The organism is Rhizobiaceae bacterium (genome assembly GCA_023953835.1).
GTDB lineage: Bacteria > Pseudomonadota > Alphaproteobacteria > Rhizobiales > Rhizobiaceae > Mesorhizobium_G.
Window position 1 is genome coordinate 1,124,679 of sequence record JAMLJB010000001.1, and the last position, 12,538, is coordinate 1,137,216.

At 62.4% G+C, this 12,538-nt stretch carries 12 protein-coding genes; 2 read left to right on the top strand and 10 right to left on the bottom strand.

Annotated features, from left to right (window positions below; translation table 11 throughout):
- Positions 1-12: 12 nt before the first annotated feature.
- Complete coding sequence (gene trxA / locus M9924_05265; GenBank protein MCO5063810.1) at positions 13-336, top strand: thioredoxin; 324 nt, start codon at positions 13-15, stop codon at positions 334-336.
- Positions 337-384: 48 nt separating this feature from the next.
- Here trxA and M9924_05270 read toward each other — a convergent pair whose 3' ends face one another.
- From M9924_05270 to M9924_05300, 7 genes are all read right to left on the bottom strand, one after another.
- Positions 385-1,677 carry a bifunctional folylpolyglutamate synthase/dihydrofolate synthase gene (locus tag M9924_05270; protein ID MCO5063811.1) on the bottom strand — a complete coding sequence of 431 codons (1,293 nt, stop codon included), beginning with the start codon at positions 1,675-1,677 and terminating at the stop codon, positions 385-387.
- A 71-nt stretch (positions 1,678-1,748) separates the two neighbouring features.
- The gene (gene accD, locus M9924_05275) at positions 1,749-2,669 is read right to left on the bottom strand and encodes an acetyl-CoA carboxylase, carboxyltransferase subunit beta (GenBank protein MCO5063812.1); all 921 of its coding nucleotides are present in this window, start codon (positions 2,667-2,669) and stop codon (positions 1,749-1,751) included.
- Positions 2,670-2,710: 41 nt separating this feature from the next.
- Positions 2,711-3,550, bottom strand: a complete 840-nt coding sequence (trpA, locus tag M9924_05280) for a tryptophan synthase subunit alpha (protein MCO5063813.1) — start codon at positions 3,548-3,550, stop codon at positions 2,711-2,713.
- A gap of 1 nt (position 3,551) precedes the next feature.
- Positions 3,552-4,772: a tryptophan synthase subunit beta gene (trpB, locus tag M9924_05285; GenBank protein MCO5063814.1), complete on the bottom strand. Its 1,221-nt coding sequence runs from the start codon at positions 4,770-4,772 to the stop codon at positions 3,552-3,554.
- A gap of 85 nt (positions 4,773-4,857) precedes the next feature.
- Positions 4,858-5,511 carry a phosphoribosylanthranilate isomerase gene (locus M9924_05290; GenBank protein MCO5063815.1) on the bottom strand — a complete coding sequence of 218 codons (654 nt, stop codon included), beginning with the start codon at positions 5,509-5,511 and terminating at the stop codon, positions 4,858-4,860.
- Positions 5,512-5,551: 40 nt separating this feature from the next.
- Entirely contained in the window at positions 5,552-6,301 is a 750-nt protein-coding gene (locus tag M9924_05295; protein ID MCO5063816.1) for a M48 family metallopeptidase, read from the bottom strand.
- A gap of 125 nt (positions 6,302-6,426) precedes the next feature.
- Positions 6,427-7,413 (bottom strand): Gfo/Idh/MocA family oxidoreductase, encoded by a 987-nt coding sequence (locus tag M9924_05300; GenBank protein MCO5063817.1) that lies wholly within the window; start codon positions 7,411-7,413, stop codon positions 6,427-6,429.
- Positions 7,414-7,615: 202 nt separating this feature from the next.
- Between M9924_05300 and M9924_05305 the strand changes: the two genes are divergently transcribed.
- Positions 7,616-8,833: a tetratricopeptide repeat protein gene (locus M9924_05305; protein ID MCO5063818.1), complete on the top strand. Its 1,218-nt coding sequence runs from the start codon at positions 7,616-7,618 to the stop codon at positions 8,831-8,833.
- Between the two features lie 18 nt (positions 8,834-8,851).
- Here M9924_05305 and M9924_05310 read toward each other — a convergent pair whose 3' ends face one another.
- The 3 genes from M9924_05310 to pheT are packed head-to-tail and all read right to left on the bottom strand — an operon-like array spanning position 8,852 to position 12,519.
- On the bottom strand, positions 8,852-9,430 hold the full coding sequence (locus tag M9924_05310) for a YceI family protein (protein MCO5063819.1): 579 nt from the start codon (positions 9,428-9,430) through the stop codon (positions 8,852-8,854).
- A gap of 36 nt (positions 9,431-9,466) precedes the next feature.
- Positions 9,467-10,045 carry a cytochrome b gene (locus M9924_05315; protein ID MCO5063820.1) on the bottom strand — a complete coding sequence of 193 codons (579 nt, stop codon included), beginning with the start codon at positions 10,043-10,045 and terminating at the stop codon, positions 9,467-9,469.
- Between the two features lie 59 nt (positions 10,046-10,104).
- The gene (pheT, locus tag M9924_05320) at positions 10,105-12,519 is read right to left on the bottom strand and encodes a phenylalanine--tRNA ligase subunit beta (protein MCO5063821.1); all 2,415 of its coding nucleotides are present in this window, start codon (positions 12,517-12,519) and stop codon (positions 10,105-10,107) included.
- Positions 12,520-12,538: the final 19 nt, after the last annotated feature.

Sequence of the window (12,538 nt, forward strand, 5' to 3'; positions counted from 1 at the left end):
GAGGAATTCAGCATGGCCACTGTCAAGGTAGACAAGAACAACTTCAAGGCCGATGTGCTCGACGCCAAGGAGCCCGTCGTTGTCGATTTCTGGGCGGAGTGGTGCGGTCCCTGCAAGATGATCGGCCCGTCGCTGGAAGAGATTTCGAGCGAACTCGGCGGCAAGGCCAAGATCGCCAAGCTGAACATCGACGAAAACCCGGAACTCGCCGCGCAGTTCGGCGTGCGTTCAATTCCCACGCTGATGATCTTCAAGGGCGGCGAAGTGGCCGACATCAAGGTCGGCGCGCTCCCCAAGACGGCGCTTTCGCACTGGATCAACGGCGCGGTCGCCTGAAGCATCTATCGCTGACGGAAAGGCCCGGCATTGCCGGGCTTTTTCGTTTCAGGTGGGCGGCGTGCCGTTTTCGGCCAGCACCTGCCCGGCGAGATAGAGCGACCCGCAGATCAGGATGCGCGGCGGCGTTTCGGCAGCACTCCATGTGTCACGCAGCAGCATCAGCGCATTTGCGACCGAGCTGACAGGCTCCGCCGAAAGCCCTGCCGCCTGCGCATAGACCGCAAGCTCAGAGTTAGGAACACTGGAGTCGCTCATGCTGACCGGCACCGTATAGACATGGCGCGCCATGCCGTGAAACGGTAGAAAATAGCCGGTCTGGTCCTTCGTGTTGATCATTCCCGAAATGAGGAACAGTGGGCGCGGCTGTTTTTCCTCCAGTTCCGCGAGCGCTTCGGCGACGACCACACCCGCGCCGGGATTATGACCGCCATCCACCCACAATTCCGCGCCGGGAGGGACAAGTTCCGCCAGCCGCCCGGTGGTGAGGCGCTGCATGCGTCCTGGCCACTCGACATTCGTCATCGCCCGGTCCGCATCGTCGGCGTCGAACTCGAACCCGGCGGTCCGTACCGCCGTGATGGCCGCTGCCGCGTTGGCGAACTGATGGCGGCCAAGCAGGCGCGGGCGAGAAAGGTCCATCAGCCCGGTCTCGTCCTGATAGACCATGCGGCGGTTTTCCTCAAAGGCGAAGAAATCCTGACCGTAGACGAGCAAGGGGCAACCCAGCCGCACGGCCCGGTCGACCAGCACAGCTTCCGCCTCGTCATGATCCTGCTGGCCGATCACTACCGGGCATCCCGGCTTTATGATTCCGGCCTTTTCGGCTGCGATCAGCTCGACCCGGTCTCCGAGATAGGCTTCATGGTCCATCGAGATCGGCATGATGAGCGAAACGGCAGGATTGCGGATGACGTTCGTGGCGTCGAAGCGCCCGCCAAGCCCGACTTCGATGATGGCCGCGTCGGCGGGATATTCGGAGAACAGCAAAAACGTCGCCGCCGTCAGGATCTCGAAAACGGTAATCGTCTGGCCGTCATTGACCTTCGCGATCCGCGCGATGGTTTCCGCCAGCACATCGTCGGCGACCAGCCTGCCGCCGCCCGGCGCGCCCAGCCGGTAGCGCTCGTGCCAGTTCACCAGATGCGGCGATGTGTGCACGTGGACGCTGTAGCCCGCTTCCTCCATCAGCGCGCGCGCGAAGGCGGCCGCTGAACCCTTGCCGTTGGTTCCCGCAATGTGGATGACCGGTGGCAGGCGGTCCTGGGGAGTGCCCAGTTTATCGAGAAGCCGCGAGACACGCTCCAGCGAAAGGTCGAAGCCCTTCGGGTGCAGCGCCATAAGGCGCTCGATCTCGCGGTCTGCGGCCTTTTCCTTGGTCAATTCAACAAGCCTTGCGGAAGCGCCTGCTTTCAGGCGCCTGGTCTTTTCTCAGCCTTTACCCTGGCGGGCGGCAGTATTTCAGGCTCGATTGCGGCAGGCTCTGACGCCTTCATCAGAATCTTGAGCAGGCGCGCAATGGTCGCCTTCAATTCGAGGCGCGAGACGACCATGTCGACCATGCCGTGCTCCATCAAATATTCCGCGCGCTGGAAGCCTTCCGGCAGCTTTTCGCGAATGGTCTGCTCGATGACACGCGGCCCGGCAAAGCCGATCAATGCGCCGGGTTCGGCAATGTGAACGTCGCCGAGCATGGCATAGGATGCGGTGACGCCACCGGTGGTCGGGTTGGTCAGCACGACGATGTAGGGCAGGCCTGCTTCCTTGAGCCGGTCAACTGCGACGGTGGTGCGCGGAAGCTGCATCAGCGAGAGGATGCCTTCCTGCATGCGCGCGCCGCCCGATGCGGCAAACAGGACGAGCGGACGCCTGTTTTCGAGCGCCGTCTCGAAGGCCCGGATGATGGCTTCGCCCGCCGCCATTCCGAGCGATCCGCCCATGAAGGAAAAATCCTGCACGGTGGCGACGATCGGGAGGCCCTCAATGGTGCCCAGGCCCGACAGGATCGCATCTTCCAGCCCAGTCTTCGCCTTGGCCTCCTTGAGGCGGTCCGTGTACCGTTTCTCATCCCGGAATTTCAGCGGATCGAGCGCCGCCTTGGGGTTTTCGATAACGTCATACCTGCCCTCGTCGAAGAAAAACCGCAGACGTTCCTTCGCGGCGATCTTCATGTGGTGCCCGGACGAGGGAATGACCCACTGATTGCTTTCCAGATCCTTGTGGAACACCATCTCGCCGGTCTCGGGATCCTTGATCCAGAGATTTTCCGGCATGTCGCGCCGGCCCAGCATCGAGTTGATCTTCGGGCGGACGTAGTTGGTGATCCAGTTCATCGCGCGATCCCTTGGGTCGTCGTGAAAAAATAATGCGCGCTCTATGCGGTCTCAAGACGCGCGGAACGCACACCCTGCGAAAGGCCGTTGACGAGCGTAGCGACGGCTTCGGCTGGATCGGCGGTCTGCTGGCCGTTCGGCCCGAGCACGCTCGCAATGGCGTTGACGATGGCCGTGCCCACCACCACCCCATCCGCAGAGGCGCCGATGGTGCGGGCCTGCTCGGCGGTCTTGACGCCGAACCCGACGCAGACGGGCAGGTCGGTATGCGCCTTGATGCGCTTCACGGCGGTTGCAACCTTTGTCGTGTCGGCCAACGCCGAGCCGGTTATGCCGGTCATGGAGACATAGTAGACGAAGCCCGACGTGTTCTCCAAAACCTTGGGCAGACGCTTGTCGTCGGTGGTCGGCGTCGCCAGCCGGATGAAATTGATGCCGGCCTTGAGGGCGGGGATGCACAGTTCCACATCCATTTCGGGCGGCAGGTCCACGATAATCAACCCGTCGATCCCGGCCTTTTTCGCGTCCACGAGGAAGCGGTCCACGCCATAAATGTAGATCGGATTGTAATATCCCATCATCACGATCGGCGTCTCGTCGTCGCCGCTGCGAAACTGGCGCGCCATGTCGAGCGTTTTCGCTAGCGTCTGCCCGCCTTTCAGTGCACGCAGGCCCGCCGCCTGGATGGCAGGACCGTCGGCCATCGGATCCGAAAACGGCATGCCCAGTTCGATGACATCTGCGCCCGCCTTCGGCAGCGCCTTCATGATCTTGAGCGATGTTGCGAAATCGGGATCGCCGCCCATGAAATAGGTGACAAGCGCGGGGCGCCCCTCGGCCTTTAGCTTTGCCATTCGGCGGTCGATGCGGGTGTCGGTCATGTCAGATCTCCATCCCCATCATCGAAGCCACGGTGTGCACGTCCTTGTCGCCGCGGCCTGACAGGTTGACGATGATGATCCGGTCCTTGCCCATCGTCGGCGCAAGCTTCACGGCCTGCGCGATGGCATGCGCGGATTCGAGCGCGGGAATGATGCCTTCCACTTTCGTGGTCAGCTTGAAGGCCTCCAGCGCCTCATCGTCGAGGATCGGCACATATTCCACCCGCCCGCTGTCGCGCAGCCAGGAATGTTCCGGCCCGACGCCCGGATAGTCGAGACCGGCGGAAATGGAATGGCCGTCGAGAATCTGGCCGTCCTCGTTTTGCAGGAGATAGGTCCGGTTTCCGTGCAGGACGCCGGGGCGCCCCGCATTCATCGACGCGCAATGTTCGATGCCGTCCAGCCCGTGCCCGCCGGCCTCGACGCCGATGATGCGCACGTCCTTGTCGTCGAGGAAGGGATGGAAAAGGCCGATTGCGTTAGAGCCTCCGCCCACCGCCGCGATGATCGCGTCGGGCAAGCGGCCTTCTTGCTCAAGCATCTGCGCGCGTGCTTCCACGCCGATCACGGACTGAAGCTCGCGCACCAGTTCGGGATAGGGATGCGGCCCTGCGGCGGTGCCGATCAGGTAATAGGTGTCCTCGACATTCGTTACCCAGTCGCGCAACGCCTCGTTCATCGCGTCCTTGAGCGTTCCGTGACCGGCGGAAACGGGCTTGACCTCCGCGCCGAGCAGCTTCATGCGGAACACGTTCGGCTTCTGCCTCTCCACATCGGTCGCGCCCATATAGACCACGCAGGGAAAGCCGAACCGTGCGGAGACCGTGGCCGATGCCACGCCATGCTGTCCCGCGCCCGTCTCGGCGATGATGCGCGTCTTGCCCATGCGCTTCGCCAGCAGGATCTGCCCAAGGCAATTGTTGATCTTGTGCGAACCGGTGTGGTTCAGGTCCTCGCGCTTGAAATAGACCTTCGCCCCGCCGAGATGCCGCGTCAGCCCTTCGGCGAAGTAGAGCTTTGAAGGCCGCCCGGCGTAGTGCGTCGACAATGCGGTCAGCTCGGCCTTGAACTGCGGATCGTCCTTGGCCTCGTTCCAGTGCCGCTCAAGCTCGAGGATCAGCGGCATCAGCGTTTCGGCGACGAAGCGGCCACCGAAAATGCCGAACATGCCCTGTTCGTCTGGACCTGTGCGGAATGAATTTGGCTGGACAGGCTTGTTCATTCTTGGGCGTTTCCTTGGCCGGCGACCGGATTTCGGCTTACCGCTTATCCTTTTCCGGCATGGAATGTAAACGCTTCTGTGCGATTCACGCAGCGCTTTGCGACTGCGCCTGCCGCACGGCGCGGAAAAAAGCGGAGATCAACGCCGGATCCTTTTTTCCCGGTGCAGTTTCAACGCCCGAAGATATGTCGAGGCCGCGTGGCGTCGCCATCCGCAGCGCATCGGCGACATTGGCCGCGTTTATGCCGCCCGACAGCAAATAGTCCGTGTCTCGCGGCAGGCCGGCGAGCAACCGCCAGTCGAATGCGACCCCGTTGCCGCCCGGCAATTGCGAGCCGGCAGGCGGCTTCGCGTCGAGCAGGAAGCGGTCGGCAATGCCGTAGAACGGCGTCAACCTTTCAAGATCGGCGGCGGTACTGACAGCGAGCGCCTTCATCGCGGGAAGGCCGTAGCGCTGCTTGAGCTCCGCCAAGCGCTGCGGCGTTTCCTTGCCGTGAAGCTGTAGCAGGTCTGGCTGCATGGCCGAGACGATTGCGTCGAGCGTCGCATCGTCCGCATCGACGGTGACCGCGACAGCCAGCGCCCTGCCGCGCGCGGCCTTGCGTAAGCGCCCCGCCTCTGCCGGATCGACATAGCGCGGGCTCTTGGGAAAGAAGATGAAGCCGACGTGGCTGGCGCCGCCATCGAGCGCAGCCGCTACGATCTCCTCCGTCTTCAATCCGCAGATCTTGATGTCCATGAACGCCAGATAGGACGTGGCGCGGCGAAAGTCGAGCGCGTCAGTCGAAGGCGATCGCCTGAAGCGCGGAGCCGTTGCGCTTCAGCCATGCCTTGCAGCGCTCCGTATCGGGGCACAATTGCGTGCACAGTTTCCAGAAACGCGGCGCGTGGTTCATCTCCTTCAGATGCGCGACCTCGTGCGCGACCAGATAGTTGATGACGGCGGGCGGGGCCATCATGATGCGCCATGAGAAGGACAGGTTGCCCTCCGACGAACAGGACCCCCAGCGGCTCGACGTGTCCTTGAAGCGTATCGATTTCGCCCGCTTGCCAAGCGCGGCGGTGTGCTTCGCCACCAGCGCCTCGATCTCGCGCCTGGCCTCGCGCTTGAGGAAATCGGCGATGCGGCGCGGCAGGTGACGCCGGTCGCCATGCACGACGAGCAAGGGGCCGCGCTCGTCCTGGTCGATGCTGACCGTGCCGCGCGCCGCCGGTTCGTGCACGATGAGGTGCGGCACGCCCCGCAAGGGTATCCTGATGCCGGGGCGGACCTGCGGTCGATCCGGAACCTTCGCCAGCCGCTGCTCAAGCCAGCCCTGATGGCGAAACAGGAAACGCTCCACTTCATTGCTCGGCACGCCCGGCGGAACCGTGATGCGCAGGCCCCGCCCGCCCGCGTCGATGCGCAGCGTCAGCCGTCTCGCCCGGTCGTTCTGCACGATCCTGAGCGGCAGTGTGCGGCCCGCAACCTCATGCTCCCGCTCTATCGGCAGGACCGACTGCGGCGTGCGCCTGAAAAAGCCCAACATGACCCCAGTGTTTGCTGATTCGGATGAAAATGCGAAGGGCATCCGACGGGACGCTTATTCAACAAATGGGAAGGCGGCCCGCCGCTTTCCAGAAGCGGGGCGTGAGAACCGAGATTTTCCCGTTTTCACACCTTTTCCCAGCCGCCCGCTTTGCCGGCCCGGTAGATCGCGTCGATCAGTTTCTGGTTCTTCACGGAGTTTTCGAGGGTGAACACCTCGCCCGCGCCACCCTGCGCAACCTTTGCAAAGGTCTCGACTTCGTAGCGATATTGCTGCGCGCCGGGAAAGCGCCACACCTGCGCTTCCGTGTGGCGCTGGTTGTGGAGCTCGACGCGATGATGGTCATAGAGCCCCGCATTGAACGGCGCGGAGACTTCGATGAAGCCCTTGTCGCCATGAAAAACCATCGACTGGCGCCCGGCCAGTTGGGTCGCGATATAAAACGAGAGTTCAAATTCGCCGAAATCGGCACGCACCGAGGAGAAGATGTCGGTCTTGAACCTCTTGTCCCGCTCGACGGTCGCCTGCACGCGCTTCGGCTCTTTCCCGGTTACGAAACGGGTGGACACGGTCGGATAGACGCCAATGTCAGGCAGGCCGCCTCCCCCCAGTTCCGGACGGTTGCGCATATTGTTCGGATCGACATTGTAGTAGGTGAACGCGCCCTGCACGAACTTCAGGGTTCCGATGGCCCCGGACTGCACCAGTTCACGGACCTTCAGCCATTGCGGATGATAGGTCACCATGAAGGCCTCGCACACAAGCACCTTCCTGCGGTTGCGCAGCTTTATCAGCGGCGCGATTTCGCCGGCATCGAGCGCCAGCGGCTTTTCGACCAGTACATGCTTGCCGGCTTCAATGGCTTTGGCCGTCCAGTCGACATGCTGCGCCGTCGGCAGCGGTATGTACACGGCGTCCACCTGATCGGAGGCAAGCAGCTCTTCATAGGAGCCAAATGCATGTTGCGCGCCAAAATGCTTTGCCAGCTTCCGCGCCTTTGCGATGTCGCGGCTGGCAATCGCCGACAGTACATTCCCCTCGGCTTCGACAATCGCGGGGATCAATTGCTCGCGCGCAATCTTGGCCGTCGAAAGAACACCCCAGCGAAACATCCACACCTCCTCCAATTGTGAGGTGCGGACCTTTGCCCGAAACGGCCAAAGGCGCAAGGCACGGATCGATTGGCCAAATTCGCTTTGCGATGTCCGGCCGATAGGTTAGGTTTCCCTAATGTTTGGCCCGTGTTTTCCGCAATCGATGACGACCTCCGACAAACCCGGTGTCTTCCGCCCAGAACCTCCTGCGCCTGAACGTATGCGCGAGATCGAGGCGATCACGGGCGACTTCCGCGTGAACATGTCCCGGCAGCGCTACCACGAGGCGCTGGCCTGCTGTGAACGCGCGCTTTCGCTCGTTCCGCAATTGCCGGGCTGCCACAATGACGCGGCCATCTGCTGCCTTCACCTGAACCGCTGGCAGGAGGCGGTCGAACATTGCAAGGCCGCGCTTCGCTACCGGCCACCGACGATGTCGACACTGGATGTGCTGAGCCATGCCTATGGCTGCCTCGGCCAATTCGACGAGGTGCGCAAATGGGGCCGGATGGCCCTCGAAATGCGCCTTGAAGCCGCCTCCGGCCCGCCGGTATTCCCGCATGATCCCCCGCACCTGCCGCCCGCGCCTTCGCCGCAGACGCGCGAGCACAATCTCATTGCGTTCTCGCTGTTCGGGGCATTGCCAAAATATTGCGAGACAGCCGTACATAACGCCGAGGCGCAACCACTGATCTATCCGGACTGGACATGCATTTTCTATGTCGACGAAACAGTGCCTCAGAAGGTCATCGCACGCCTCAGGGCGGCGAATGGACGAGTCATACAGATTCCCGATTTTGCCAAAGGCTGGCCCGGCCCGATGTGGCGGCTCCTTGCCTATGACGCGCCAGGCCTGCATCGTGTCATCTTCCGCGACGCGGATTCCCTTATCTCGACCAGGGAGGCGAATGCGGTTTCCGCCTGGGTCGAAAGCGGACGGCGCTTTCACCAGATGCGAGACTATCAATCGCATACCGAACTGATGCTTGCTGGCCTGTGGGGTTGCGTGGGCGGCGCGTTGCCGCCTATGCGCATGCTTGTCGATATGTTCCTGCGCGAACCCGTCGTTTCGGCGCATTTCGCCGACCAGCACTTCCTGCGCAGGTTCGTATGGCCTTACGCGCGCGCAAGCCTCATGCAGCATGATTCAATGTTCGGCTTTCTGGAACACGCCCCTTTTCCCGACGGCCCTGCTTCGGCGGATTTTCATGTCGGCATGTGCGAATCCGCCAACCTGTCACTTACGATCGAGGCTCCCGACGACAGCCGCGTCGAGTGGACGCTCGTCGAAAATACCGCAGGGCACGGAGAGATCTGCAGCTATACCAACCACACCAGGAGCAACCGGATTCACGTCAGTCTGCCGTCGCAATGGGTCGCGGCCTACAAGGCCGGCGACCTTGAATTCCGCTACCTGCTGTACAAACCGGGCCAATAGGGCGTTTCGGACCAGCAGCTATTGCCGGTCTGCACTTAGCCGCATGTCGAAATCGACGATATTTGAATAGATTGGTGTGCCAACATCCATTCCGTATCGTGATCGCAACACCTTACCCGTGATCTGGAACGTGATCCTGCTTCCCGATTGAGAGCTGAGATGGACTATGAAGGTCTCCGTGGCTGTCTTGCCGCGCGCGGTCATCTGGCCGACGACCGCCGCCGATGTCGCGTCCAGCAGCCTTACCGACGTCGAATGGAAGGATATTTCCTTTTCGTGATCCGCATCGAAGACGGCGCTGGAGCGAAGGAAGTCATCAATCCGTCCCTGCCCGGTGGCAACGCTTGCCGGCACAACGCGAATGTCGACTTCGGATCGGGCGATTTGTCTGGTGTCGATCCGGATTGTTCCCGAAAAGCGGCCAAACGCGCCTGTCAGGCCGCGCCCTGCGATCTGGTCTATGGTGAAGCCGATATGGGAGGCCCCGGAATCGATGAGATACCTGCCGCCCGCATCTGCAAGATCGACCGCGGCATTCGCCCCATGGCTGAACGCAACAAACAGCAGGGCAATTGCAGACAGACAACGGATCCGCATGGAAGCCTCCCGACTTAAATGTTCATCGGCTATCTGCTAACGCGGTGGGCAGCCGCGATCATCCCGGCGCGGGCAAAGAATTCGCGAGAGAAGGCCGTCCTTGCGTATGAACTGATGCCAGGCTGCGGCGCAGAGGTGCAAGGTGACGACAGCGGCTGCGATGAAGCCCAGAGCCATGTGCGTTGACGACCAGAACGCCTCGGCGCCGTCCGATGGCACAAGCGGCAGATTCGGGATGACGACAAAATTAAAAGCAAAGGTAACGATCCCGAGCGTCGATACCGAAACAAGAATCCAGCCTGTCAGCGGCAACCCGATCATCAAGCCATAAAGCGAGGCGTGGGAAAGCGTTGCTGCGAGGCGCTCGTATCGCGACATGCTCTCCGGCAACTCCGGCGATATTCCGCCAAGTCGCCACAACAGGCGCGGCACGGCCAGCGCAAGGATCAGAAAGCCGAGCGACTTGTGAAGCTGTATCAATTCGAAAGCGCGGCGCTGGTCGTCGAGACGAACCATAAGGAAGCCCAGAACAAGCTGCCCGATAAACAAGGGTGCGATTATCCAATGCAGGACTATCGCGACCAGCCCATAGCTGCGCCTTGTGTTTCCAAGCATCTACGGCCTCCATCCGCGATAAACGCAGACGGAGATCATAGTCTTCCCGAATCTTGCCGCTAGGCGCGCAGCGTGCCGCCGGTCTGCTTGCGCACGTTCTCGACGATACGCGAGGCAAGCGCCTCGAAATCCTCGTCGGTCAAGGTCTTGTCCGTCGGCTGGATCGAGACCTCGATGGCGATGGACTTCCTGTCCGCCCCAAGCGCTGCGCCCTCGAACACATCGAATACGGTAACGCCGGTTATCAGCTTCTTGTCCGCGGCAAGCGCTGCCCGCACCAGCGTTCCGGCCTCGACCGCCTTTTCGACGACGAAGGCAAAATCCCGCTTCACCGCCTGGAAGGGCGACAGTTCAAGCCTCGGCTTCGTGCGCGTGGCCTTCGCCTTCGGTTCGGGAATGGCATCGAGGAAGATTTCAAAACCTGCCAGCGGACCGGCGACATCCAGCACTTCCAGCGTGGATGGATGAAACTCGCCAAAATGGCCGAGCACGACCTTGGGACCGAGCTTTATGAGCCCGGATCGTCCCGGATGATACCAATCAGGCGCAACCGCCTCGATCTGGAGCCGGTCCACAGGCGCGCCGCAGGCTTCCAGCACGGCGATGGCGTCCGACTTGGCGTCGAACACACCGACAGGCCCTGCATTGCCGGACCATGAGCGGCCCGATCCGTCGAGCTTCGCCGTGCCGCGCCTGATGCCGGACGCAACGCGGCGCTGCGTGTCCGGCGTGTCGCCCTCATAGGCGCCCGATACTTCGAACAGGGCGACATCGGCAAATCCGCGATCCGCATTGCGCTGCGCCGCCGCGATGAGGCCCGGCAGCAGCGAGGGGCGCATATCCGACATCTCGGCGGCAATCGGGTTGGAAAGTTTCAGCGCGGCCCTGCCGCCGCCGAAAACCTCAGCATGGCGGGCCGGAATGAACGACCACGTGACCGCTTCCATCATGCCGCGCACGGCCAGCGTGCGCTTGGCAAGGCGCGTGCGCACCTGCAAGGTGGTGAGGATTTTCGCATTGACCGCGCCGTGGCTTGAAAGCGGTTGCGGCGCAATGGCGTCCACACCGTGGATGCGCATGACTTCCTCGACCAGATCGGCCTTGCCTTCGACATCGGGACGCCATGACGGCACCGAAACCTCGATCACCTCGCCGTCGCCCCTTGGCGTGAAGCCGAGGCGGGCGAGGATATCGATACCTTCGGCCTTCGGCACGTCGAGACCGGTCAGCCGCTTCACCTCGGAAACGGGAAAGGAAATGACCGGCGGCGTGTAACCCCCATAGCCGACGATTTCCGTTTCGGTCGGTGTGCCGCCGCAGAAATCGAGCACCATCTGCGTGGCGAGGTCGAGGCCCGGCACCATGAATTCGGGATCGACGCCACGTTCGAAGCGATAGCGCGCATCGGTGATGATGCCGAGCGCCCGCCCCGTGCGGGCGATGTTGAGCGGTTCCCAGAGCGCCGATTCGATCAGCACGTCGGTCGTGCTTTCATCGGAGCCGGAATGCTCGCCGCCCATGACACCCGCGATGGACTCGACGCCCTTGCCGTCGGCGATTACGCACATTTCCGGGTTGAGCGTATATTCGCGCTGGTCGAGCGCCAGCACCTTCTCGCCGTCCGTCGCGCGCCGCACGCTCAGATTGCCCGCGACCTTGGCTGCGTCAAAGACGTGCAGCGGACGACCCCTGTCGAAGGTGAGATAGTTCGTGATGTCCACCAGCGCGTTGATCGGGCGCAGGCCGATGGCGAGCAGCCGCTGTTGAAGCCATTTCGCCGACGGGCCGTTCTTGACGCCGCGCACCAGACGCAGCGCGAAACCCCGGCAAAGCGAGGGCGTGTCGCCGAAATCGAGCGTCACCTTGACCGGGCACGGACCTTCGCCACGGATTGAAGCTATCGGCCTGTCCTTTAGCGTGCCGAGGCCGCTTGCCGCGAGATCGCGGGCGATGCCGTGAATGCTGGTGGCGTCGGGGCGGTTCGGCGTCAGGTTGATCTCGACAACCGGGTCGTCCAGATGGGCATAGGCGGCGAAGCTGGCGCCGACCGGGGCGTCGGCGGGCAGGTCGATGATCCCGTCATGCTCGTCCGAAAGCTGCAACTCGCGCTCCGAACACATCATGCCCCGGCTTTCGACGCCGCGAATCTTTCCGACGCCAAGCGTCACGTCGATGCCGGGAACATAGGTTCCGGGCGCGGCGAACGCCCCGACCAGACCGGCGCGGGCATTCGGCGCGCCGCACACGACCTGCACCGGGTCGCCGGAGCCGGTATCGACGGTCAGCACCTGCAGCTTGTCCGCGTCGGGATGTTTGGCGGCGGTCAGGACCTTGGCGATGACGAATGGCTTCAACGCGGACTTGTCGTCCACATGCTCGACCTCAAGGCCGATGGAGGTCAGCCGCTCGACGATCTCGTCCAGCGTTGCCTCGGTTTCGAGATGTTCTTTCAGCCAGGAAAGGGTGAATTTCATGTGTCGCTACCCGTGTTTC

Coding starts and splice junctions, on each gene's coding strand:
- pheT (MCO5063821.1), bottom strand. CDS start 12,519: ATGAAATTCACCCTTTCCTGGCTGAAAGAACATCTCGAAACCGAGGCA.
- trpB (MCO5063814.1), bottom strand. CDS start 4,772: ATGAACAAGCCTGTCCAGCCAAATTCATTCCGCACAGGTCCAGACGAA.
- trpA (MCO5063813.1), bottom strand. CDS start 3,550: ATGACCGACACCCGCATCGACCGCCGAATGGCAAAGCTAAAGGCCGAG.
- trxA (MCO5063810.1), top strand. CDS start 13: ATGGCCACTGTCAAGGTAGACAAGAACAACTTCAAGGCCGATGTGCTC.
- M9924_05305 (MCO5063818.1), top strand. CDS start 7,616: ATGCGCGAGATCGAGGCGATCACGGGCGACTTCCGCGTGAACATGTCC.
- M9924_05295 (MCO5063816.1), bottom strand. CDS start 6,301: ATGTTGGGCTTTTTCAGGCGCACGCCGCAGTCGGTCCTGCCGATAGAG.
- M9924_05270 (MCO5063811.1), bottom strand. CDS start 1,677: ATGGCGCTGCACCCGAAGGGCTTCGACCTTTCGCTGGAGCGTGTCTCG.
- accD (MCO5063812.1), bottom strand. CDS start 2,669: ATGAACTGGATCACCAACTACGTCCGCCCGAAGATCAACTCGATGCTG.
- M9924_05300 (MCO5063817.1), bottom strand. CDS start 7,413: ATGTTTCGCTGGGGTGTTCTTTCGACGGCCAAGATTGCGCGCGAGCAA.
- M9924_05310 (MCO5063819.1), bottom strand. CDS start 9,430: ATGCGGATCCGTTGTCTGTCTGCAATTGCCCTGCTGTTTGTTGCGTTC.
- M9924_05315 (MCO5063820.1), bottom strand. CDS start 10,045: ATGCTTGGAAACACAAGGCGCAGCTATGGGCTGGTCGCGATAGTCCTG.
- M9924_05290 (MCO5063815.1), bottom strand. CDS start 5,511: ATGGACATCAAGATCTGCGGATTGAAGACGGAGGAGATCGTAGCGGCT.